The sequence below is a fragment of the Nocardia sp. bgisy134 genome (genome assembly GCF_057708325.1).
Genome location: NZ_JBYIRW010000002.1, coordinates 140,637 through 164,399 on the forward strand (window position 1 = coordinate 140,637; position 23,763 = coordinate 164,399).

At 69.4% G+C, this 23,763-nt stretch carries 19 protein-coding genes; 12 read left to right on the forward strand and 7 right to left on the reverse strand.

Annotation, left to right across the window (positions count from 1 at the left end; all coding sequences use genetic code 11):
* Positions 1-33: 33 nt before the first annotated feature.
* A complete protein-coding gene (locus AC3ERS_RS04655; protein ID WP_431963835.1) occupies positions 34-1,449 on the forward strand; it encodes a lipase family protein in 1,416 nt (471 codons plus the stop codon).
* A 172-nt stretch (positions 1,450-1,621) separates the two neighbouring features.
* Here the strand turns inward: AC3ERS_RS04655 and AC3ERS_RS04660 are convergent, their stop codons facing one another.
* A complete protein-coding gene (locus AC3ERS_RS04660; protein WP_431963837.1) occupies positions 1,622-2,770 on the reverse strand; it encodes a citrate synthase 2 in 1,149 nt (382 codons plus the stop codon).
* 120 nt (positions 2,771-2,890) lie between these two features.
* Here AC3ERS_RS04660 and pdxH point away from each other — a divergent pair, with 120 nt between their 5' ends.
* The 5 genes from pdxH (at position 2,891) to AC3ERS_RS04685 (ending at position 8,319) form a co-directional block, all read left to right on the forward strand.
* Entirely contained in the window at positions 2,891-3,646 is a 756-nt protein-coding gene (gene pdxH, locus AC3ERS_RS04665; RefSeq protein WP_431963839.1) for a pyridoxamine 5'-phosphate oxidase, read from the forward strand.
* Between the two features lie 66 nt (positions 3,647-3,712).
* Entirely contained in the window at positions 3,713-4,996 is a 1,284-nt protein-coding gene (locus AC3ERS_RS04670; protein WP_431963841.1) for an MFS transporter, read from the forward strand.
* A 157-nt stretch (positions 4,997-5,153) separates the two neighbouring features.
* Complete coding sequence (locus AC3ERS_RS04675; protein ID WP_431963843.1) at positions 5,154-6,455, forward strand: citrate synthase; 1,302 nt, start codon at positions 5,154-5,156, stop codon at positions 6,453-6,455.
* A gap of 33 nt (positions 6,456-6,488) precedes the next feature.
* Positions 6,489-6,848, forward strand: coding sequence for an FKBP-type peptidyl-prolyl cis-trans isomerase (locus AC3ERS_RS04680; protein WP_431963845.1), 360 nt, complete (start codon positions 6,489-6,491; stop codon positions 6,846-6,848).
* Positions 6,849-7,245: 397 nt separating this feature from the next.
* Entirely contained in the window at positions 7,246-8,319 is a 1,074-nt protein-coding gene (locus AC3ERS_RS04685; protein WP_431964519.1) for an ESX secretion-associated protein EspG, read from the forward strand.
* 6 nt (positions 8,320-8,325) lie between these two features.
* On the opposite strand, the gene AC3ERS_RS04690 is transcribed toward AC3ERS_RS04685, so the two are convergent.
* The 5 genes from AC3ERS_RS04690 to AC3ERS_RS04710 form a co-directional block, all read right to left on the reverse strand.
* Positions 8,326-9,498 carry a YhgE/Pip domain-containing protein gene (locus AC3ERS_RS04690; protein ID WP_431963847.1) on the reverse strand — a complete coding sequence of 391 codons (1,173 nt, stop codon included), beginning with the start codon at positions 9,496-9,498 and terminating at the stop codon, positions 8,326-8,328.
* Positions 9,499-9,672: 174 nt separating this feature from the next.
* Positions 9,673-11,067, reverse strand: a complete 1,395-nt coding sequence (locus AC3ERS_RS04695; protein WP_431963849.1) for a sensor histidine kinase — start codon at positions 11,065-11,067, stop codon at positions 9,673-9,675.
* Between the two features lie 13 nt (positions 11,068-11,080).
* The gene (locus AC3ERS_RS04700; RefSeq protein ID WP_431963851.1) at positions 11,081-11,791 is read right to left on the reverse strand and encodes a response regulator transcription factor; all 711 of its coding nucleotides are present in this window, start codon (positions 11,789-11,791) and stop codon (positions 11,081-11,083) included.
* Positions 11,792-11,829: 38 nt separating this feature from the next.
* Positions 11,830-12,216 (reverse strand): hemophore-related protein, encoded by a 387-nt coding sequence (locus AC3ERS_RS04705; RefSeq protein WP_431963853.1) that lies wholly within the window; start codon positions 12,214-12,216, stop codon positions 11,830-11,832.
* A 124-nt stretch (positions 12,217-12,340) separates the two neighbouring features.
* Positions 12,341-14,428: an AMP-binding protein gene (locus AC3ERS_RS04710; RefSeq protein WP_431964521.1), complete on the reverse strand. Its 2,088-nt coding sequence runs from the start codon at positions 14,426-14,428 to the stop codon at positions 12,341-12,343.
* A 305-nt stretch (positions 14,429-14,733) separates the two neighbouring features.
* Here AC3ERS_RS04710 and AC3ERS_RS04715 point away from each other — a divergent pair, with 305 nt between their 5' ends.
* From AC3ERS_RS04715 to AC3ERS_RS04740, 6 genes are all read left to right on the forward strand, one after another.
* Positions 14,734-18,606, forward strand: a complete 3,873-nt coding sequence (locus AC3ERS_RS04715) for a HAMP domain-containing sensor histidine kinase (protein ID WP_431963855.1) — start codon at positions 14,734-14,736, stop codon at positions 18,604-18,606.
* Complete coding sequence (locus tag AC3ERS_RS04720) at positions 18,603-19,016, forward strand: roadblock/LC7 domain-containing protein (protein ID WP_011207200.1); 414 nt, start codon at positions 18,603-18,605, stop codon at positions 19,014-19,016. The genes AC3ERS_RS04715 and AC3ERS_RS04720 overlap by 4 nt, the downstream gene beginning before the upstream one ends.
* Positions 19,017-19,023: 7 nt before the next feature.
* Positions 19,024-19,398, forward strand: a complete 375-nt coding sequence (locus AC3ERS_RS04725; RefSeq protein WP_067785475.1) for a DUF742 domain-containing protein — start codon at positions 19,024-19,026, stop codon at positions 19,396-19,398.
* Positions 19,379-19,981 carry a GTP-binding protein gene (locus tag AC3ERS_RS04730; RefSeq protein ID WP_174414979.1) on the forward strand — a complete coding sequence of 201 codons (603 nt, stop codon included), beginning with the start codon at positions 19,379-19,381 and terminating at the stop codon, positions 19,979-19,981. The genes AC3ERS_RS04725 and AC3ERS_RS04730 overlap by 20 nt, the downstream gene beginning before the upstream one ends.
* Before the next feature lie 97 nt (positions 19,982-20,078).
* On the forward strand, positions 20,079-21,584 hold the full coding sequence (locus AC3ERS_RS04735) for a carboxyl transferase domain-containing protein (RefSeq protein ID WP_431963858.1): 1,506 nt from the start codon (positions 20,079-20,081) through the stop codon (positions 21,582-21,584).
* Between the two features lie 176 nt (positions 21,585-21,760).
* On the forward strand, positions 21,761-22,612 hold the full coding sequence (locus AC3ERS_RS04740; RefSeq protein ID WP_431963860.1) for an aldo/keto reductase: 852 nt from the start codon (positions 21,761-21,763) through the stop codon (positions 22,610-22,612).
* Positions 22,613-22,620: 8 nt separating this feature from the next.
* On the opposite strand, the gene AC3ERS_RS04745 is transcribed toward AC3ERS_RS04740, so the two are convergent.
* Entirely contained in the window at positions 22,621-23,763 is a 1,143-nt protein-coding gene (locus AC3ERS_RS04745) for an NAD(P)-binding domain-containing protein (RefSeq protein WP_431963862.1), read from the reverse strand.

Here is a 23,763-nt window from a genome sequence, read left to right on the forward strand (position 1 = left end):
TCTCAATCTCGGAAATCGTGAGGATGTGGGTCGATGAGGACCAGTACGAGGCCGGGTCGGATACGCCGGTTCTGCATGGTGTCCATGAGCGCGGCGGTCGCCGTCTCGCTCGCGGGGGTCGGGGCGCAGGCGGGAGCGGAGCCGGACGCGCCGGTCGGTCCTCCCGTCGAAGCCGCGCGCGTGCTGCCGCTGCCGCCTGAACTCGATCAGGCTTTCTACCGCCAGCTCCCGGACGTGCTGGCCGCGGCCGCGCCCGGCGAGGTGATCGCGGTGCGCCAGGTCAACCTAGCGAATTTCGGCCTCATCCCGCTCAATGTGGATGCCTGGCAGGTCTCCTACCGCTCCAGCGACAGCAGGGACCAGCCGATCTCGGCCGTCGCCACGCTGATCAAGCCGCGCGGCGTCGCGCCGGAGCCGCGCAAGTTGCTGTCGTTGCAGATCGCCGAGGATTCGACCGCCGGCTACTGCACGCCGTCCTACGCGCTCCAGCACCTCTCCGTCGCGCCGCTGCTCGGGCAGATCGTGGCGCCGGGCGAATTCGTATTCGCCCAAGCCGCATTGCAGCAGGGCTGGGCCGTGGTCATCCCCGATCACCAGGGGCCGAATTCCGCGTACGCCGCGGGTCCGCTCGGCGGTCGCATCACCCTGGACGGCATCCGCGCCGCGACGTCGTTCGCGCCGCTGGAGGTGGGACCCAACGCGCCGGTCGGCCTCTACGGCTACTCGGGCGGTTCCATGCCGACCGGTCACGCCGCCGAACTACGGGCCACCTACGCGCCCGAATTGAACATCGTCGGCGCGGCGCAGGGCGGTGTCGGCGCGGACCTGGGCGCGACGCTGAACATGGCCAACAACCAGGCCACCGCCGGACTGGTGTTCGCCGCGGTGATGGGTCTGGCGCGCGAGTACCCCGAGTTCGCGGCATTCCTCGACCGAAAACTCGATCCGCTCGGCAAGGCACTCGTGGCGGTCAAAGCGCCGCTGTGCGTGCAGTACCAGTCGGCCCTGTTCCCGTTCCTGAATCTGAAGGGACTCATCAAGACCCAGGGCGATCCGCTGCTCGATCCGGTGGTGGCCGCGATGCTGGAAGACACGAAGCTGGGTAAGACCGTGCCCGACGTGCCGATGTTCATCTGGCATTCGGCGTGGGACGAGATCCTGCCGCTCGGCTCGACCAACGACCTGGTGAACACCTACTGCCAGAACCCGGACGCACGGGTGCAGTTCACCCGTGACCACGCCAGCGAGCACATCGTCGCGGAGGTCACCGGCGGCCCCGCGGCCCTGCTGTGGCTGCGTGACCGGCTCGATGGCGTGCCCGCTCAGCCGGGGTGCAGCACCAGCGACATGCCGACAATGCTCGCCACCCCGGGCGAGCTGCCGTTCCTGGCCGCGGTGTTCGGCGAAACCGTCGCCTCGTTCTTCGGGAAGCCGATCGGCGCACGGTAGTTGGAAGATGAAGCACCGCCCCGGGATGTGCGTGGCACGTCGCGGGGCGGTGTGGTCTTCGGACGGTCGCTATCGCGTCGGTCTCACCCGGAAACGCTGCGAGCCGGATGCCGTGGCGGGCAAGGAGACCCGCCGGGGCATCCGGCTCGCGATCGTTTGTGCGGTCAGCGCCTCAGAGGTGGGCGATGGCCGCCCAGCCCGCGACCTCTTCCGGCCTGCGCGCGGCGGGACCGGTGTAGATCGCGGCCGGGCGCACCAGCTTGCCCAGCTGCTTCTGCTCCAGGATGTGCGCACACCAGCCCGCGGTCCGGCCGCAGGTGAACATGGCGGGCATCATGTGCGCGGGCACCTCGGCGAAGTCGAGGATCACCGCGGCCCAGAACTCCACGTTGGTCTCGATGGCGCGGTCGGGGCGACGCTCGCGCAGCTCGGCGAGCGCGGCCTGCTCCAGCGCGGCCGCCACCTCGTAGCGCGGGGCCTGCAAACGCTTGGCGGTGGCGCGCAGCACGCGGGCGCGCGGGTCCTCGGCCCGGTACACCCGGTGACCGAAGCCCATCAGCTTCTCCTTGCGGTCGAGGATCCCCTTGACCAGCGCACGGGCGTCGCCCGTCTTCTCGACCTCTTCGATCATCGGCAGCACGCGGGCCGGGGCGCCGCCGTGCAGCGGACCGGACATCGCGCCGATCGCGCCGGAGAGCGAGGCGGCCACGTCGGCGCCGGTCGAGGCGATGACGCGGGCGGTGAAGGTGGAGGCGTTCATGCCGTGCTCGGCGGCGGAGACCCAGTAGGCGTCGATGGCCTCGGTGTGCCGCGGGTCCGGATCGCCCTTCCATCGGGTCATGAAGCGCTCGGTGACCGTGGTGCACTCGTCGATCTTCTTCTGCGGCACCGCGGGCTGGTAGATGCCGCGCGCCGACTGCGCCACGTAGGACAGCGCCATCACCGAGGCGCGAGCCAGGTTCTCGCGCGCTTCCTGGTCGTCGATGTCGAGCAGCGGCTGGTAGCCCCAGATCGGCGCGAGCATGGCCAGACCGGCCTGCACGTCGACGCGCACGTCGCCGGTGTGCACCGGAAGCGGGAAGGGCTCGGCGGGCGGCAGGCCGCGGCCGAACTCGCCGTCGACAAGTAGCGCCCACACGTCGCCGAAGGTCACCCGGCCCGCGACCAGGTCCTCGATGTCGACGCCGCGGTAGCGCAGCGCGCCGCCGTCCTTGTCCGGTTCGGCGATATCGGTGGTGAAAGCCACCACGCCCTCGAGGCCGCTGACGAAATCGCTGGGTACGGTGGCCTGGCCACCGGGAACCGCGGGGCTGGTAGTCATGTTGTGACTCTCCTTGCACTTCGGGTCGCATGGGTTCTCGCCGATGAGGGTGCTGCTCGCCGAGCACATGCCGATCACCAAAACCTTAGCCCCCTGCTACCGCGGAGTAACGTCTGGCCCATGCGTGACCTGGACAATTCAGCGCCGGATCCCGTCCTGCTCCCGCCGGACGCGGGACGCAACGCGATCGAGCTCCCGGTGGACACCGACCTGTCGTCGATGCGGGCCGAGTACGGCGGCGCGCCCTTCGGCTCCGGCGAGGACATCGACCTCGACGAAACGTGGCTGGCCGGGGGCTGGGAGCCGCTGCTGCGCCACTGGATCGAGCAGGCCACCGCCGTCGGCATCGCCGAACCCAACGCGATGATCCTCGCCACGGTCTCGCTGGCGGGCGGCGCGCCGCGACCGGTCGCCAGAACGGTGCTGTGCAAAGGACTCTCACCGGAAGGTGTGACTTTTTACACGAATTACGACTCCGCCAAGGGCGCGCAACTGGCCGCCGTCCCGTTCGCCGCGGCGACGTTCCTGTGGCCCGCCCTCGGCAGGCAGGTGCACGTGCGCGGGCCGGTCGAGCGATCCTCCGCCGATCAGACCTCGGTGTACTGGCGCTCGCGTCCACGTGACTCCCAGCTCGGGGCGTGGGCCTCGCACCAGTCCCGCCCGATCGGGTCGCGGGCCGAACTGGATCGCGCGCTGGCCGAGACCACCGCGCGGTTCGCCGACGTCGACGAGATCCCGGTGCCGCCGCACTGGGGTGGCTATTTGCTGCGTCCCGACGAGGTGGAGTTCTGGCAGGGCCGACGCGGCAGGCTGCACAACCGGATTCGGGTGCGGATCGCCGAGGGCCGGATGATGGTCGACCGTTTGCAGCCCTGACAAGATCTGATCATGTGATGAATCTCGCGTCGTCTGGCCGGCCGGAAACTCGCTAATCTCCGGCCGGTGAAGCTGCTCGCCGACACCACCCCGCTGCGCAATCCCGACTACCGCAGGCTGTGGACGACCAACATCGTCACCGTCATCGGGGCCCAGCTGTCGGTGGTCGCGGTGCCGCAGCAGATCTTCCAGATCACCGGAAGTTCCGGATATGTCGGACTTTCCGGGCTTTTCGGACTCGTGCCGCTGATCCTGTTCGGGCTGTGGGGCGGTGCGCTCGCCGACGTCATGGACCGGCGCAAACTGATGGTGATCACCACCGCGGGCACCGGCGTCACCGCGGTGCTGTTCTGGGCGCAGGCGGCGGCCGGGCTCGACAACGTCTGGGTGGTGCTGGTCCTGTTCGCCGTGCAGCAGGCGTTCTTCGCGGTGAACCAGCCGACCCGCAGCGCGGCCATCTCCCGCATCCTGCCGCCCGAACAACTCGCCGCCGCCAGTTCGCTGAGCATGACCGTGCAGCAGGTCGGCGCCATCGCGGGGCCGGTGCTCGCGGGTGCGCTCATCCCGCTGATCGGGCTGTCCACGCTCTACCTCGTCGACGCCATCGCCCTGCTCGTCACGCTGTGGGCGGTGTGGCGGCTGCCCGCGTTCCCGCCGACCGGCGACACGCGCAGGGCCGGATTCCGCACGGTCCTGGACGGTTTCACGTACCTGGCCACCCAGCGCATCCTGCTCGCCTCGTTCCTGGTCGACGTCATCGCCATGGTGTTCGGCATGCCGCGCGCGCTGTTCCCGCAGATCGCTCACGAGACCTTCGGCGACCCGGCCAGCGGCGGCGTGGCGCTCGGCCTGCTGTTCGCGGCCATGTCGGCGGGCGCGGTGCTCGGCGGCGTGTTCTCCGGGTGGATTCCGCGCATTCGCCGCCAGGGTCTCGCCGTGATCGTCTGCATCGCGCTGTGGGGCGTCGCGATGGTCGGCTTCGGGCTCGCGGTCGGCTTGGCCGGGCAGCTGTTCGGGCTCGGCGTCTGGCTGTGGATCGCGGTGGCGTTCCTCGCTTTCGGCGGAGCGGTCGACATGGTGTCCGCCGCGCTGCGCACCACCATGTTGCTGACCGTCGCCACCGACGAGATGCGTGGTCGCCTGCAGGGGGTGTTCATCGTGGTGGTCGCTGGTGGCCCGCGGGTCGGTGATGTTGCCCACGGTTTTGCTGCCGCCGGCCTGGGTACCGCGGTCGCCGCGGCGGGCGGCGGCGTGCTGGTGGTGATCGGTGTCGTGCTGGCCGCGTTGGCCTTCCCAGCATTCGTTCGCTACCGGGTCGCCCGCCCGCACACCGAATCGCTGCCCGCCTGACCGGCGAAACCTCACGTGACGACACGGCGTTTGTGAGGTCGCTCGGTGGGCACCCTCGTGGCTGGGCCGCGTGGACAGCGACTAGCGTCTAGGTAATCGCACCGCCGTGCCGACCGCACTTCGATGCCGACGGTCCTAGCCTGAGAGGGATCCTTCCGTGCCCGAGAAAGACATCAACGACGCCAAACCGGTGCTGAGCTACCCGGGTGGCGAATACGCCATGACGATCACCGAAGCCTCCGAAGGCAACGACGGTGTCGACCTCGGCAAATTGCTGGCCAGCACCGGGTACGTCACGTACGACCCCGGATTCATGAACACCGCCCCGACCAAGTCGGCGATCACCTACATCGACGGCGAAGCGGGCATCCTGCGCTACCGCGGCTACCCGATCGACCAGCTGGCCGGTTCCTCGACCTTCATCGAGGTCAGCTACCTGCTGATCTACGGCGAGCTGCCGACCCAGGCTCAGCTCGACGAGTTCACCGACCGGATCCGCCGCCACACGCTGCTGCACGAGGACCTCAAGCGGTTCTTCGACGGCTTCCCGCGCAACGCGCACCCCATGCCGGTGCTCTCCTCCGCGGTCAACGCGCTGTCGGCGTACTACCAGGACTCGCTGGACCCGCGCGACCCCGAGCAGGTCGAGCTGTCCACCATCCGCCTGCTCGCGAAGCTGCCGACCATCGCGGCCTACTCGTACAAGAAGTCCGTCGGCCAGCCGTTCCTCTACCCGGACAACTCGCTGAGCCTGGTGGAGAACTTCCTGCGCATGACCTTCGGTTTCCCGGCCGAGCCCTACGAGGTCGACCCCGAAGTGGCGGCCGCGCTGGACATGCTGCTGATCCTGCACGCCGACCACGAGCAGAACTGCTCCACCTCCACGGTGCGCCTGGTCGGCTCTTCGGACGCCAACCTGTTCACCTCGGTGTCCGGCGGCATCAACGCGCTGTGGGGCCCGCTGCACGGCGGCGCCAACCAGGCCGTGCTGGAGATGCTCGACGACATCAAGGCCCAGGGCGGCGACGTCAAGGAGTTCATCCGCAAGGTCAAGAACAAGGAAGACGGCGTGAAGCTCATGGGCTTCGGGCACCGCGTCTACCGCAACTACGACCCGCGCGCCTCCATCGCCAAGAAGCACGCCGACGCCATCCTGCGCAAGCTCGGCGGCGACGACGAGCTGTTCGACATCGCGCAGGCGCTGGAAGAGGCCGCGCTCACCGACGACTACTTCGTCTCGCGCCAGCTCTACCCGAACGTCGACTTCTACACCGGCGTCATCTACAAGGCCATGGGCTTCCCGACCCGCATGTTCACCGTGCTGTTCGCGATGGGCCGGCTGCCCGGCTGGATCGCGCACTGGCGCGAAATGCACAGCGAGCCGCTGAAGATCGGTCGTCCGCGCCAGATCTACACCGGTTACGGCGCGCGCGACTACCGCGAGATCACCAACCGCTGACAATCCAACCCACCTATCGAAGGGGATAGCCGAATGACCAAGCCGGTTGTCGAATTCCAAGAGGGCCCCGCGCCCACCGAGCTCGTGATCAAAGACCTTGTCGTGGGCGAGGGCAAGGAAGCCGTGCCCGGCGGCACCGTCGAGGTGCACTACGTCGGTGTCGAATTCGACAGCGGCGAGGAATTCGATTCGTCGTGGAAGCGTGGCGAATCCATCACCTTCCCGCTGCGCGGCCTGATCCAGGGCTGGCAGGACGGCATCCCCGGCATGAAGGTCGGCGGCCGCCGTCAGCTCACCATCCCGCCGGAGCTCGCCTACGGTCCGGCCGGCGCGGGCCACCACCTTTCCGGCAAGACCTTGATCTTCGTGATCGACCTGCTGAACGCAGGCTGATCGGCTGACTCGCTCGTGGCCCGCACTCCTCGGAGTGCGGGCCACGGTCGTATCCGGGGCAATTGGGTGGAACCGGAACGGCTTCCGTTGCGTCGAAGATGATGTGGGCATCGTCCGGCACCGTCGCCCTCGGCAGAGGGAAGCCACCGCCGCATGCTTTCCGGACCGCACCGATCGGTCGGATCTGCGGTGGGGCCATTGGACATAGTCGCCGGAAGACGTAGGCCGCGGAGGGGAAGCAGGGTGATGCGAGCGATGAAGAAGGCCGTGCTGATGGTGGGGGTGCTTGCCGCGGGGGTCGGGCTGGCGGGGTGTGGGGGATCTACCGGTGGGGAGGCGCAGCCTTCCGGTGGTGTGACGAGCAGTGCGACAACGGCTGTCGGGGTTGGCGGTGGATGTGCCGAAGGGGTCCAACCCGTGTACGGATGTGCCTGAGAGTGTGCTGAAGTCGGAGCGGTTGGTGAAAGGTGTCGCCGACAACAAGGCCAACGCCGACGGACCCAATGGCACCAAGTGGCGAGGCTGTAGATGGGTCATCGCTGGCGGCAACGGTTATTCGGTGGCGATCCAGGCATCGAATCTCACCATTCCGTATGTTCGCGAGCACTACTCGTTCGACGTTCGAGAACTCACAGTCGCAGGTCGACCGGCGATCACTACGCGCCGCAACGAGACTCGCGCCAGCGAGGTTTGCAATGTCAACGTTGAGATCTGGTACAGCGATGCCAACGACCGGTTCCCGCGCCCACTGAAGTACCTCAGCCGGTTCGCCGTGCAGAACGATTTCGATCAGCACCGTCTCGGGGTGCGCGCCCGCTACTCCCGCGACGAGCTGGAGGAGATCGAGTTCGCGATGCAGACGCTGTCCACCTCGGACATGCGCATCGAAATCCTCGGCGGCTCACGGAAACACAAGAACAGCACGGGCGAGGTCAAGCAGTACCGCATCCTCGGGGCGCGCAATGTCTCGCACGCGGTGGTCGCGTTCCAGACCGTGCTCGACGACGAGAACGGCCCCATCCGGCTGCGGACCTGCCCTCCGGAATCGCTGGCCGCCCAGATCGTGCGATCCATCCCGCCGTGCCAGCCGGGCAAACAGCAGCCCGCCACCTTCCATCCCGACGATCTGCGCCCGAATCGCGACACCTATCTACAGGACAATGCCCGCAACACCCCGCGGGAGCAGTATCGACGCCTGCTCGGCAGGCCCGCGGACGGCGGCGGCTCGGCCGGTCTGCGCGTCGGTCCGCTGCACACCCGGCCCGACGCCGTGCACACGTTGCAGTGGTACGACATCGCCGACGACGGCCGCTACACCGAGGTACGCGCCCAGCACATCAGCGTGCGGCCGACGACGCCCGCCGATCTCGCGGCCGCGTTCTCGCGGTGGATCGATGGTGCCGTGCAGCGCTTGCGGGAGGCCGACGACGACCGTCTCGACGACCCGCGCTGGCACAGCAGGCTCGGATAGCGGCGTTCACTCGCGGACGATCTCGACCGGGTCGGTGAGGGCGAGGGCGATCGCGGACTGCTGGGTGGTGCTGCGCATCGGGAGGGCTTCCATGGCCTTGCCAGTCTGTGTATTGAGGTTGGTCACGATCTGCTGTAGCTGGGTGACCCCGCCGGTGAGCTGGCCGATCGCGTCGACCAGCTGCGCGCCGCCCTGTTCGGCGAGCTGGGGGAGACCCTCCGCGAGCTTGGCGCCCTCGTTGAGCTGGGCGCTGGCGGACTGGAGGCGGCCGACGACGGTACGCAGCAGCGCGCCCAGGTCGGTATTCGGGTCGACGGCGCCGCCGACGAGCAGGTCGAGGCCGTCCAGCTGCGAGCCCGCCTGACCCGAAACCGCGCGTAGCGCATCGAGTTTGCCGATGATGTCGGCCAGCGCGGGATCGTGGGCGAAGGGCAGCGCGCGCAGCAGCGGCAGGATCTGGTCGAGGCCGGTGCTGACGGTGCCCGCGGTCTGCTGCACCTGCGCGATCGTGATCCCGGTCGAATCCAGTGCCTCGGCAAGCTGATTCGCCTGCACGGCCGCGCCGTCGATGGTGTCGTTGAGCATGGCGATGGCCGAGGTCAGCTGCGCGGAGCCCGATCTCGCGAAGTCCAGGAAGCCGAGGAGCTGATCGGCGCCCGCGCTGAACTGATCGGCGCCCGAGGCCGCGGCATTCACCCCGGCGCCGAGCAGCTGGGCGGTGAACTGCACGCCGGTGAGCTGGCTGCGGGCCTGGGCGACGGCGGCCAGCGCGGTATCCACGCCGGTCGCGCCGATGCGGTGCGTCACCGCCTGGACGGCCCCGTTCACCAGGTCGCCGTCGGCGTTGTCGTGCGCGGCGACGGTGACGATGGCGCGCTGCGGTTGCGGACCGGCCAGCGTGCCCATGGACTGGGTGAGATCGGCGGGCAGCGTGATCACGGCGGCGTAGTCGTCGGGGTCGGTCTCGCCCGGCTTCGCCATGGTCCACTGGTAGCCCGCGCCGTCCTGCTCGAGCGCTTGCACGATGCGCGCGCCGGTCGGGCCGGTGTCGGCGTTGACCAGTGCGATCCCCGACGGCCCCGAGCCGGGGCCCGCGCAGGCGGTGAGTCCACCTCCGATCGCTCCTGCGGTGACGATCCCAACGGCGAGCAGGGCCCAGCGGGCGCGATGTCCGATCACGAAAACCGACCCTAGGGATCGCTGCTAACGGTCCCGTTGGCGTTTCTCTGAGAGTTCGATAAGGGCGCAAAGGTTTTCGTTGCGCTCAACGCCGCTCTCGCGATGCTCGCCACCATCGCGCGACAGCTGGGCGGCCATCGCCGATTCTCCGAGGGGCCCTCGACACCGCGGTACTCAGCGGCCGCGGTAACCGGACCCGTTCGACGTGAACTGGCCGTCGAGGCGATGCCGCTCCGGCAGGTCGAGCACCAACCGCGCGCCACCGAGCGGACTGTCCTCGAAGTACGCCCGCCCGCCGTGCAACTGGGCCTGCTGGGCGACCAACGCCAGGCCGAGCCCGGAACCGCCCTTGCTCGCCTGGCTGCCGCGATAGAACCGGGCGAAGACGGCGTCGCGCTCCTCGACCGGAATGCCGCGCCCGTTGTCGTCGACGGCGATCACGATGTGGCCCCGCGGTGTTCGGTGCGCCGAGACCACCGCCTCGGTGGCCCCGCCGTGCTTCACCGAGTTGGCGAGGGCGTTGTCCACCGCGAGGCGCAGGCCCGCGGGCAGGCCGCGGGTCACCAGTTCGGCGTCGGTCTCGATGCGCACGGTCAGGCCGGGGAAGTGGCGCATGGCGTCGTGCGCGGCCTGGTCGCACAGGTCGCCGACGTCGGTGTCCACGTGATCGCGTTCGTTGGTGAGATCGCCGGTGGCCAGCCGTTCCAGCGCGGCCAGCGTGGTTTCCACCCGGCCCTGGCTGCGCTGCAGGTCGGCGAGGATCTCCGCGCGCTGCGTCTCGTCCAGGTCGAGGGTGCGCAGCACCTCCAGGTCGGTGCGCATGGCGGTGAGCGGGGTGCGCAGTTCGTGCGCGGAGACTGCGGCGAAATCGCGCGCGGTCTCCAGCGCGGCCGCGGTCTCCTCCTGCGCTTGATCCACCCGTTGCAGCATGCGGTTCACGGCGTCGGCCAGCTCTTCGGCCTCGCGCATGCCCTTGCCGTCGACCGGGGGTTGCGGATTGTCGCGATCGGGAAAGGCGCTACGGGTGCCGACCTGACTGGTGAGGTCGACGATGGGCCGCACCGCGCGGCCTGCGAGCAACCAGCCGAGCGCGCCCGCGGCGGCCACCGCGAGCAGTGCGCCGCCCATCACCCAGCGCTGCTGTTCCGCCGTGGCGCGTGCCGCTTCGTCGGCCGGAATGCCAAGGGAGACAGTGCGATCCGGCGGTTGGTTCTCGGTCGTGGTGAGCACGCGGTACGGGACGCCGCCCACGGTGACGGTGCGCGATCCGGTGGACAGGTCGGGAAGCTGGACCGGGCTGCTCGCCACCACGGAACCCTTGTCGCGCACCGTGATCGCCATATCGTCGTTGAGCCCGGTCAGCCCGAGCACGCCGACCGCGATCACCGGGTCGAGCAGGACGAGCCGGGACGCGACCGCGAGTTGCTGGTCGCTCTGCTGCAAGTTGGTGCGCTCGATCGCCTGCACGGTGATCGCGCTCAGCGCGGTCACGATGATGACGGCGCCTGCCGCCGCCGCACCCGCCACCCGGGTGCGCAGCGAAAAGGTCTTGCGCCCACGCGTTTTCATGGCACGGCCGGATTCATTTCGGCGCTCGCAGGACGAATCCGACGCCGCGGATGGTGTGCAGCAGACGCGGGGTGTCGCCGACCTCCAGCTTGCGGCGCAGATAGCCGACGAAGACGTCCACGACGTTGGTGTCGGCGGCAAAGTCGTAGCCCCACACCAGTTCCAGCAGACGTTCCCGGCTCAGCACCACGCCCACGTTGCGCGCCAGCGTGGACAGCAGCTCGAATTCCCTTTTGGTCAGCTCGATTTCGGTGCCGTGCAGCAGCGCGCGATAACCCGCGACGTCGATCTCGAGCGGACCGACGGTGATGGCGCCGGGGGTCGCGGGGGCGGGTGTGTCGGTGCGGCGGCGCAGCAGCGCGCGGATCCGCGCCACGAGCTCGGCGAGCACGAACGGTTTCACCAGGTAGTCGTCGGCGCCGGATTCCAGCCCGGAGATCCGATCGTCCACCGAGGCGCGGGCGCTGAGCACGCAGATGGGTACTTCGTTGCCCATGGCGCGCAGCGCGGTCACCACCCCGGCGCCGTCCAGCACCGGCATGTTCATGTCCAGCACGATGGCGTCGGGGGCGTGCTCGCTCACGCTGCGCAACGCCGCGGCGCCGTCCCGGGCGACCAGCACCCGGAAACCGGACAGCCGCAGCCCGCGCTCGACGGAGGCGAGCACGTCCTCGTCGTCGTCGACAACGAGGACGGTCGGCGTCGAGGTGGTCACGTCGTTCATTCTGCCGCTCTCGGGTGCGGTCGTCGGTCAGGCGTCGATCAGTAGTTGTGGCAGGACGCCGCCACGGCCTGGATCGTCTCGCGCAGTCCCGCCGCTCGCGGATCGTTCTCCGCCTCGCGCGCGGCGCCCGGGTTCTGGTCGACCAGGCGCTGGAACTCGGCGCGGCGCTGCTCCACCGGCTGATCGAAGCGGCGCTGGAGCTCCGCCTTCCTGGACGGGTTCGCGTCGAGCATCGCGGCCAGCTGCGGCGCCTTGTCGTGCAACGCGGCGTCGACCTGGGCGAAGGTGCAGTCCGAGGCGAGCAGCGGGGCGGCCAGCTCCGCCGGGTCGGCGGACGCGAGCGCCGGGGAAAGCAACATCGCCACCGTGGCCATGCTGCCCGCGGTCAGCGCGGCACGACCGGTGCGACGACGGAAAGAGTTCATCGAGAATGCCTCCAGTTCTTCGAGGGATCGAGCGAAAGCGCATCCGACGCTATTGCGAAGCGCTGGCACGCGTGTGAGCTATCCCTGAGAAAGTTCTGAGGGCACGATCGCCACCGGAGGGGAATCAGGACGGCGCAACGGGATCCGAGTCGGGCAGGGTCGCCTCGCCGTTGTCCGCCGCCGCGTTCGCCTCCTCCTCGTCGGCCCTGGTGGTGATGATCTGATCCTCCAGCGCGGCGAGCACGGCGGGGTCCTCGATGGTGGAGGGCATGTCGTAGGTGTCGCCCGCGGTGATCTGCCGGATCGTCTTGCGCAGGATCTTGCCCGATCTGGTCTTCGGCAGCCCGGCGACGACGATCGCGTCGTGCAGCGTGGCGATCGCGCCGATCTTCTCGCGCACCAGGGCGATGAGTTCCTCGCGCAACTGGACCGGGTCGACCTCGACGCCTTCCTTGAGCACCACGTAGGCGATCGGGCGCTGGCCCTTGAGCTCGTCGGGCAGACCGATCACCGCGCACTCGGCCACCGCCTCGTGCCCGGCGATGGCGGCCTCGATGCTGCCCGCCGACAGCCGGTGGCCCGCCATGTTGATCACGTCGTCGCTGCGGCCGAGGACGTAGAGGTAGCCGTCCTCGTCGAAGTAGCCCGAGTCGCCGGTCAGGTAGTGCCCGGGGAAGGCCGACATGTACGAGCGGCTGAAGCGGGGCTCGTCCTGCCACAGGCCGGTCAGCGTGCCCGGCGGCATCGGCAGCCCGATGACGATGTTGCCCTCGGTGCCCGCGGGGACGGGGTTGCCCTCGGCGTCCAGCACCCGCAGTCGATAGCCGGGCACCGGCACCGAGGCCGAACCCGGCTTGATCGGCAGCTCCTGTAGTCCTAGTAGGTTGGCGCAGATCGGCCAGCCGGTCTCGGTCTGCCACCAGTGGTCGACGACCGGGCAGTCGGGGCGGTCGGCCAGCAAGGTGCCGGTCGCCCACTCGTAGGTGGCCGGGTCGAGCCGCTCGCCCGCGCAGAACAGCGCGCGCAGCGAGGACAGGTCGTAGTTGCGGGCCAGCTTGGCCTCGGCGTCCGCCTTGCGGATGGCGCGCAGCGCGGTCGGCGCGGTGAACAGCACGCGCACGCCGTGTTCGGCGACCACGCGCCAGAAGGCGCCCGAGTCCGGGGTGCCGACCGGCTTGCCCTCGTAGAGCAGCGTGGTCGCGCCGACGAGCAGCGGCGCGTAGACGATGTAGGAGTGGCCGACCACCCAGCCGACGTCGGAGGCGGCCCACATCACCTGGCCGGGGCCGACGTCATAGATGTTGCGCATCGACCAAGCCAGCGCGACCGCGTGGCCCCCGTTGTCGCGGACGACGCCCTTCGGCTTCCCGGTGGTGCCCGAGGTGTAGAGGATGTAGAGCGGATCGGTGGCCGCGACCGGCACCGGATCGGCGGGCTCCGCGTCGCGCACCGCGTCCTCCCAGTCCAGCCACTGCGCCGCCACCGTGGCTTCGGAGCTCGGCAGCGTCTCGGTGGCTGCCTGGGGCGCGGCGAAGGTGATCGGGGTGAACTGGTCGGGCCGCTGCTTGACGATCACATGCCGCGGGGCGGTGGTCTCCGCGATGTCGAGTGCCTGCAACACGATGGGCGGGTATTCGATCTTGCGGCCCGGCTCGATGCCGCCGGAGGCGGTGATGATCAGCACAGGCTGGGCGTCATCGATGCGGGCGGCCAGCTCCGGGGCGGCGAAGCCGCCGAACACCACCGAGTGCACCGCGCCGATCCGCGCGCAGGCGAGCATCGCGATCACGGCTTCGGGAATCATCGGAAGGTAGATGACCACTCGATCGCCCTTGCGGACACCGAGCCCGGTCATCGCGCCCGCGAAGGTGGCCACCTCGTCGAGCAGTTCGGCGTAGCTGAAAACGACCTTGGCGCCGGTCATAGCGGAGTCGTATATTAGGGCCGGCTGATCGGCCAGGCCCCCCTCGTCGGCGGTGCCGGTGCGCACATGACGGTCGAGGGCATTGAAGGAGGTATTGAGGCTGGCATCCGGAAACCACCTGGTCACGGGCCTGGCAGTCGGGTCGACGATCTGGCTGGGGGGCACCTCCCAGTCGATCGCTTCGGCCGCGCCGGCCCAGAACTCGGCGGGATCGACCAGGCTGGTCTGATAGACGGGTCGGTAGTCGTGCTTCGCGTGTCCACCCGTCGACCGGCCACCGCCCTCCACCGAATCACCCTGTGATGCTGTGCTCAAACCCGTGACTCCCTAGCTTCGCCTCGATGCCCGCCTCGATAGATCTGGATGATTGTGGCAGACTTCACGCGACGCCCGGGTGGGTGCCGCGACCTTTGGTTTTGCCTGGAACGGGCAGGTCAAGGCCCGTAGCTATACTCGATGTCACCCAAGCTGTTATTGATCCGTTAGAATCTGATGTCACTTATTTCGGCCGTCGTAGACGCAATTTCTCGGCCAGCCGCAGTTCTCGGCCAGCTCCACCCGTCGAGCCAGCATGCGATTGTGGAGGTTCGCTGATGGCGCGCGTGAATGGGGCCAGTTTGGAAAGTGAGTGGGAGATGCGTGACGCCGCTAGGTCCGGCAAGAAGCGCTGGGCGCTCGGCAATTGGGACCTGCGCTGGAAGGTTACGGCGGTTCTTGCCGTGCCGCTGGCGGTCGCGGTGGGCCTCGGCGTGTCGAGGATTACCTCGGAGTTCACCGAAGCGAACCGCTTGGAAGGGGTCGCAGGGAACGTCGCGGCGATCCCGGCCGTCACCGGTCTGAGTGCGGCCTCGGCCACGGTCGCGGGCTCGCAGATGGTCTCGCTGTTGCCGGGCCAGAGCGTGGTGACCGACCAGGACCTCAGTGATCTGGACAAGGCGATATCCACGGCGCAGAGCGCCGTGAGCAAGCTCGCCGGGCAGCCGAAGGCCGAGGCCGCGCTGCAGAACATGATCACCGAGGCCAAGGGGATCCTGTCCAGAGGCAAGGCCGCCGCGGACTCCGCGGAGGCGCTCGGCGGGATCGACAGGATCCGCAACGACAGCGTGCGGATCGTGGAGAGCACCGTCTCGCAGGTGTCCGACCCCGCGCTGGACGCCGCGAAGCTGCGCCTGGTGGACTCGCTGAACACCCGCGCGACCCTGGTCGGCGAGCTCGCCGCGTTCAACGACGTGCTGCACAGCACCCAGTCCGGCATCGCGTCCTTCCTGACCGCCGCGAACACCGAGCGGCAGCTGCTGAACGTGCTCGCGCACCGCTTCCCCGACGGCGACGCCTCGATCGCGGACATGCGCGCGGGCGTCGACAACCGGGTCTCGCTGCTGGGCAGCCCGGAGGCGGCGGCGGGCAAGATCCCGCTCGGCGAGTTGAAGAACTCGCTGACCGGCAGCGTCGACGTCTACGAGCGAGTGGTCGCCAAGGCCACCAAGGACATCGACACCGCGATGGACGCGCTGGCGGCTCAGGCCAACCGCGACGCCTGGACCTATACCGCGGTCGTCATCGCGACCATCCTCGCGGCGCTGCTGCTCGCGGTGTTCGTCGCGCGCTCGATGATCGTGCCGCTGCACCGGCTGCGCCTCGCGGCGCTGCGCGTGGCGGAGAGCGATCTGCCGCACGAGGTCGCCCAGCTGCGTACCGGCGCCCGCCCGGAGGACGTGCCGCTGGAGCCGATGCCGGTGCGTAGCACCGAGGAAATCGGTCAGCTGGCGCGCGCCGTCGACGACATCCACGGCCAGGCGCTGCGCCTCGCGAGCGACCAGGCGCAGATGCGCCGTCAGGTGAACGATATGTTCGAGACCCTGGCCCGCCGCTCCAAGTCGCTGGTCGACCATCAGCTCAGCCTCATCGAGGCGATGGAGTACGACGAGAAGGACCCCCGCCTGTTGGAGAACCTCTTCCGGCTGGACCATCTCGCCGCCCGTATGCGTCGTAACGGCGACAACCTGCTGATTCTGGCGGGTACGAAGCAGCGCCGCGGCAAGTCCGCGCCGGTCGAGGTCGCCGACGTGCTGCGTGCCGCGATCTCCGAGGTCGAGGACTACGAGCGGGTCAAGCTCGGCGCGACGCCTCGCGGTTCGCTGAAGGAACCGGCCGCCTCCGACCTCGCGCACCTGTTCGCCGAGCTGCTGGACAACGCGCTGCGGGCCTCCCCGCCGGAGACCGACGTGAAGTTCACCTTCGCGCAGGCACACGACCAGGGCATGCTCATCGAGGTCGCCGACCGCGGCATCGGTATGCCGCCCACGGAGATGGTCGAGATCAACAGGAAGCTCGAGCAGACCGCGGAACCCGGCCCCGACACCGCCCGGCACATGGGTCTGTTCGTGGTCGGCCGCCTTGCCGAGCGCCACGGCCTGACCGTGCGGCTGCGCCCGACCTTCGACACCGCGCGCGATCCCGGTGTCACCGTGACGGTGCACGTGCCGATCGGACTGATCGTCGCCGGAGGGCCGATCTCGGGCCCGCAGCCCGTGACGCCGACACCGTCGCCCGCCGCGCCGCAGCGCCAGTCGACTCCGTCGTCGTCCATGCAGATGCGCTCGATCACCCGCACGCCGGGCGGCAACATGATGGTCACCGTCGATCCCGGGGTGAGCGGACCGATTCCGGTCAGCAAGCCCGCCGAGACGAGCGACGACGCCGCGGGCGGACTCCCGCAGCGTCAGCCGGGCAACGCGATGCCGACCGGACTGCGCCAGGACACGGCTCAGTCGAGCCCAACCCTGCGTCCGCAGCCCGGCCAGACCACCAACGGTCCGCAGCGCGGCAAGCTCGCCGCGGCGAGCCTGCCCAAGCGCAACCTATCCCCGGGTGGCCCGCAGCGGCCGACGCCGCCGCCGACTGTCAGCGGCGCGAAGCCGGGCGGCACCGGTGCGCCGCCGCAGCGCGAGACGCCGCAGTCCGGTGATCTCCCGCAGCGTCAGCCCGGTACCAACGGCGTACCGAAGCCGACCGTCGGCGGTCTGCCGCAGCGCCAGCCCGGTACGAACGGTGCGCCCTCGCGTGACGCGGCCTCGGGCCTGTCTCCGCGTGACGCCGCCTCGGGCCTGTCCTCGCGTGATTCGGCCTCGGGCCTGTCCTCGCGTGGCGCGGCCTCCGGTGGTTTGCCGCAGCGTGATTCGGCGGCGGGTGGTTTGCCGCAGCGTGATTCCGCCGCGGGTGGTTTGCCGCAGCGTCAGCCGGGCGCCAACGGAATGCCGCCGCGTAAGCCGTCTTCCGGCCTCCCGCCACGCGAGGGCGCCGCGAACGGTCTGTCGCAGCGCGACGCGGCGCCCAACGGTCTGCCGCAGCGGGAGCCCGGTGCGAACGGTGCGCCCGCGCGTGACGCCGCGTCGGGTCTGCCGCAGCGTGACCCGTCCGTCGGTGGTTTGCCGCAGCGTGAGTCCGCGTCCGGTGGTCTGCCGCAGCGCGATCCCGCGTCCGGTGGCTTGCCGCAGCGTGACTCGGCCTCCGGTGGTCTGCCGCAGCGTGATTTCGCCTCCGGCGGCTTGCCGCAGCGCGATTCCGCCGCGGGTGGTCTGCACCAGCGCGATCCCGCAGCCGGTGGTTTGCCGCAGCGTGATTTCGCCTCCGGTGGTTTGCCGCAGCGTGATTCGGCCTCGGGTGGTCTGCACCAGCGTGACTCCGCCTCCGGCGGTCTGTCGCAGCGTCAGCCGGGCGGCAACGGCCTGCCCCAGCGCGAGCCGGGCGCCAGCGGCGCACCGCGGCGCGACCCGTCCTCGGGTGGTCTGCCGCAGCGGCCTGCCGCGGCGGACCGCCTGTCGCAGCGCGAGGCCCCCAACGGCCTGCAACAGCGTCCTACGGCCGCACCGTCGCCCACCGGCCTGCCGCAGCGGGATCCCGGCGCCACGGTGATGCCGCAGCGCGAGGTGCCGCCGGGAGTCGGGCTGCCGCAACGGGAACGGACCGTGCAGCCCGCCGCGACCCACGCGGAACAGGGAGCCGAGCCGAGCACGCAGGCGGGCCGCGACCCCGGCAAGCACAGTTACCGGTCCAATCCGTCGAAGACGGCGTCGTTCTTCCAGACTCGCCTGCAACCCGCGGTCGAGCCCGGTTCGACGATGGACAGCCCGATCTTCGCCGAGATGATGTCGGCGTGGCTGGCCGATCCGAACCCGGACCGGTCCCAGATCGCCGCCTCCTTCGAGGGGGCGCCGGGCGACGAAGGTTGGCAGGCCGCACGCCGGGCCAGCGAGGCGCAAGCCGAAACAAAAACCGCCGCCGGCTTGCCTCAACGCAATCCGGGCGGGAGGCTTGTCCCCGGCGCCGTCAGCGGCACCGCGGATCGGGCGCCGAGCCGAGATCCGGAAACGATCAGGTCCAGCTTGAGCCGTCACCAGCAGGGCGTCCGGGATGGCCGTGCGATGAGAGAAATGAACCTAACCGGAGACAAAGGAGACCGATGAACCCCGATCTAGGTGGTACGAACCGTCAGCTGGATTGGCTGGTTTCGAACTTCGCCAACGAGGTTCCTGGCGTAGCTCATGCCGTCCTGGTCTCGGCTGACGGCCTACTCATGGCCGCGAGCGCCCAGCTGCCCGTCGACCGCGCTGAACAACTCTCGGCGGTCACCGCCGGCCTGGCCAGCCTCTCGGTCGGCGTCTCGAACCTGTTCGAGGGCGGCACGGTGCTGCAGTCGGTCGTCGAGATGGAACACGGATACCTGCTGCTGATGGCGGTCGGCGACGGCTCCTATCTCGCGGTGCTGACCAATACGTCCTGCGATATCGGACAGGTCGGCTACGAGATGGCTCTGTTGGTCGAGCGTGTTGGCCAGACGGTACAGGCCACGCCACGCGTCACGATGGGTTCCTGATGGTGGGATGGACATAGAAGATCACCGCGTGGGGAGCGCCGAGCCGAGTCTCGTTCGCCCATACTCGTTGACCGCGGGCCGGACCAGGCCCACGGTCGAGTTGGCGCTGGAGGCCCTCGTCGCATCGCATCCGGTCGCCCTGGAGCGGCAGTTCGAACTGACCAACATCGAGACGTCAATCGTGGAGTTGTGCAGAGAATCGCCGTCCGTTGCCGAAGTAGCGGCTCGACTCGGAATTCCGATAGGTGTGGCACGAGTACTCGTGGCCGACCTCATCGAGGCCGGGCACGTACGCGTTTCGGCGACTTTGAAAGACGATTCCAGCGACGATGAACGTCGCGAGCTGATCGAAAGGGTTCTCAGTGGACTCCGGCGTATTTGATTCGACGGCACAGGTCGATACCCGCACCAGCAAGCCCACCTCGGCGAAGATCGTGGTCGCTGGTGGTTTCGGTGTTGGCAAGACCACGTTGGTCGGTGCCGTCTCGGAGATCGTTCCGCTGCGTACCGAGGCATTGGTGACCAATGCCAGTACCGGAATCGATAATCTGACCGGCATTCCGATGAAGTCCACCACCACGGTGGCCATGGACTTCGGCCGGATCAGCCTCGCGGACGATCTGGTTCTGTACTTGTTCGGTACGCCGGGCCAGTACCGGTTCTGGTTCATGTGGGACGACCTGATCCGGGGTGCCATCGGCGCCGTGGTGCTGGTCGACACCCGCAGGCTGGAGGACAGCTTCGCGGCCGTCGACTACTTCGAAGCGCGCAACCTACCCTTCCTGGTCGCGCTCAACGAATTCGACGACGCACCGCGTTATCCGATCGAGGACATCCGCCAGGCACTCGCGGTGCCCGCGGACGTGCCGATCCTGTCCATCGACGCGCGGCGGCGCGAGCCCGCCAAGCAGGCGCTGGTCTCGCTCACCGAGTACGCCCTACGCAAGGTGATGCAGGGCTACTGATCGCGGGGGCGGCCGCGGCTCGCCGCGGCTGTCTCGTCACCGACCGATCCGCCGCGCGGACGGCTGTGCCGTCCGACCGTGCGGATATGCTCGCGCGATGCGAATTTCGGCGCGAGAGTGGCTCGGGCAACTGCTCGACGCGGAGTCGTTCGTCAGCTGGGATCGGCCACCACTCGAGGTGGCCGCGTCCCCGCGATATCGCGAGGATCTGCGTAAGGCTGCGTCGACGGCGGGCACCGACGAGTCGGTGCTTACCGGCGAGGGTTTGCTGCGCGGTCGGCGAGTGGCCGTGATCGCCTGCGAGTTCGGGTTTCTGGCCGGCTCGATCGGCGTCGCGGCGGCCGAACGCATCGTCGCGGCCGTCGAGCGGGCCACCGAACTCGGTCTGCCCCTCGTCGCGTCACCGACCTCCGGCGGCACCCGCATGCAGGAGGGCACCGTCGCGTTCGTGCAGATGGTGAAGATCGCGGGCGCAGTCGCCGCGCACAAAGCCGCGGGCCATCCCTATCTGGTCTACCTGCGCGACCCGACCATGGGCGGGGTCTTCGCGTCGTGGGGCTCGTTCGGCCATATGACCTTCGCGCAGCCGGGCGCGCTGATCGGCTTCCTCGGCCCGCGCGTCTACAAGGCCCTGTACGGCAAGGACTTCCCGGAGGGCGTGCAGGTCGCGGAGAACCTGTACCACCGCGGCGTCATCGATGGGGTGATGCCGGTACATGTCTTCCGCCGGATCGCCCATCGCGCGCTGAGCGTGCTCAGCGGAGAAGTACGCGACGAAGAACCGGCCGCGACTCGGCGTGCGGGTCATGCAGCGACCGCGGGCGAGACGACCGCGGATGCCGCCTGGCGCTCCGTGCTGGCCTCGCGCCGCTCCGATCGCCCCGGCCTGCGCGATCTGTTGCGCCATGTGACGCAACGGGTTCCGCTCAGCGGCACCGGCCAGGGCGAGACCGATCGCAGCGTGGTGCACGCACTCGCCAGATTCCGCGGACAGCCCTGTGTGGTCTTCGGCCACGATCGGGCCGGGTGGCTCGGCGAGACCATGGGCCCGGCCGCGTTGCGCGAGGCACGCCGCAGCATGGCGTTGGCTGAGGAGTTGCGGCTGCCGCTGGTGCTGGTGATCGACACGGTGGGCGCGGCGCTGTCCAAGGAGGCCGAGGAGCGCGGACTCGCTCCCGAGATCGCGCGCTGCATCGCCGATCTGGTGACTTTGGACACCCCCACCATCTCGGTGCTGCTCGGCCAGGGCACCGGCGGCGGCGCGCTCGCGCTGCTGCCCGCCGACCGGGTTCTGGCCGCCACCAACGCCTGGCTCGCGCCGCTACCACCGGAAGGCGCCAGCGCGATCGTCTTCCGCGACACCGAGCACGCACCGGAACTCGCCGCCGCCCAACGCATCAGCGCACCCGCTCTGCTCGCCGACGGCATCGTCGACCGCATCGTCCCGGAACACCCCGACGCCGCCGACGAGCCGGTCGACTTCGCCTGCCGCATGGTCGCCGCCATCGGCGCGGAACTGGCCCTCCTGCGCACGCTGCCCCTGCACGATCTCGAACGGGCCCGCCGCGGGCGTTACCGCAGACTCGGACTCCCGGCGGCCTGACCGAACCGAGCCCGTGCGCTGCCGCGGTCTCGTCCGCTAACGGCCCGCAACGACATCCGCTGTCGGCGCGCCTGCCCGAGCACGCGGGCGAAATGCCCAGTTCAGGCGTTTTGTCGCGTGTGAACACGCGGGTAAGCGTCGTTGACGGTTTGCCCGCGCGCTTCTACGGTCGAACGGTGAGCTTCCGAAGCGAGACCTCCGCCGTGCCTTCGATCGTGCTGAACGACGGCAACGTCATCCCGCAGCTCGGGTTCGGCGTGTTCCAGGTGCCGCCCAAGGACGTGGCCGACGTCGTCACCTCCGCGCTCGAGGCCGGGTACCGCAGCATCGACACCGCCGCGATCTACGGCAACGAGGAGGGCACCGGGCAGGCGATCAACGCGTCCGGCCTGCCACGCGACGAGGTCTACGTCACCACGAAGCTGTGGAACGCCGACCAGGGCTATGACGCCACGCTGCGCGCCTTCGACGTGAGCATGGCCAAGCTCGGCCTGGACTACCTGGATCTCTACCTGATCCACTGGCCGGTGGCCATCGCCGACAAGTTCGTCGACTCTTTTCGCGCCTTCCAAGAGCTCAAGCGTCAGGGCAGGGTCCGCTCGATCGGTGTGTCCAACTTCACCGTGGCGAATCTGCGGCGGGTGATCGAGGAGACCGGCGAGATCCCCGCGGTCAACCAGATCGAGCTGCACCCCGGCCTCGCCCAGCACGAGCTGCGCGAATTCCACGCCGCCAACGCCATCGCCACCGAGGCGTGGAGCCCGCTCGGCCAGGGCACCCTGCTGGAGGACAAGACCATCACCGCGATCGCCGACGAGCTCGGCCGCACCTCCGCACAGGTGATCATCCGGTGGCACCTGCAGCTCGGCAACATCGTCATCCCGAAGTCGGTCACGCCGTCGCGCATCGCCGCCAACTTCGACGTGTTCGGCTTCGAGCTGGCCCCCGCACAGATGGACGCCATCGACGCGCTCGACCGCGGCGGCCGCCTCGGCCCCCACCCGGACAGCTTCACCATCGGACTCTGATCGGCGGCTCAGCGGCGGTCGCCGAGACCGAGATGCTCCGTCAGCTCGACGGCGGCCGCCCGGCCCGCGCGGTTCGCGCCGATGGTGCTCGCCGACGGGCCGTAGCCGATCAGGTGGATGCGCGGATCGACGGCCACCTGCGTCGCGAGACGCCCGGTCATGGTGATCCCGCCGCCCGGCCCGCGCAGCCGCAGCGGGGCCAAGTGGTCGAGCGCGCTGCGAAACCCGGTGGCCCACAGGATGACATCGGCCCGCTGGAACGAGCCGTCGGACCAGCGCACGCCGTCGGGTTCGATGTGGTCGAACATCGGACGCCTGCGCAGCGCGCCGCGCGCGTCGGCGGCGCGCAGCCGGTCGTCCCAGCGCAAGCCCGTCACCGAGACCACCGAACCCGGCGGCAGGCCGTTGCGCACCCGGTCCTCGACCAGCGCGACGGCCGTCCGCCCCGCCTCGTCGCTGAACTCGGCGTCGCGGAACACCGGCTCGGTCCTCGTGACCCAGGTGGTCGTGGTGACCTCGGAGATCTCGTCGAGCAGCTGCACGGCGGAGATGCCGCCGCCGACGACGACCACGTGTTGTCCGGCGAACTCCTCGGCGGTCCGATAGTCGCGCGTGTGCAGCTGACGTCCCGCGAAGTTCTCCTGACCTCGGTAGCGGGGGATGAAGGGCCGTTCCCAGGTTCCGGTGCCGTTGATCAGTCCGCGCACCCGGATCGTGCCCGCGGTGTCGGTCTCGGCGTTGAGGACGGTCCCGCGCCCGTCGCAGCGCAGGCCGTCGTCGGTGCGGTCGCACACCACGCCGACCGACACCTGCCTGCGCACCCGCAGATCGAAGCGCTTCTCGTACAGCTCGTAGTAGTGCGGCACGGCCGTGGCCGCGGGCGCGCTTTCCGAACCGGGCGGCAAGGTCTCGGCGAACGGCATTCCCGGCAGATCGTGCACTCGGTTGACGGTGCTCAGCGTGAGCGATGGCCAGCGGAACTGCCAGGCCCCGCCCGGACCCGGCGCGTGGTCGACGACGAGAAAATCGACTTCCGGGCGCAGCCCGAGGCGACGGAGGTGGTAGCCGGCCGACAGTCCCGCCTGACCAGCGCCGATCACCAGGATGTCGAAGTCGGTCGGCACAGCCGCCGATCGTATCGCCTGCGACAT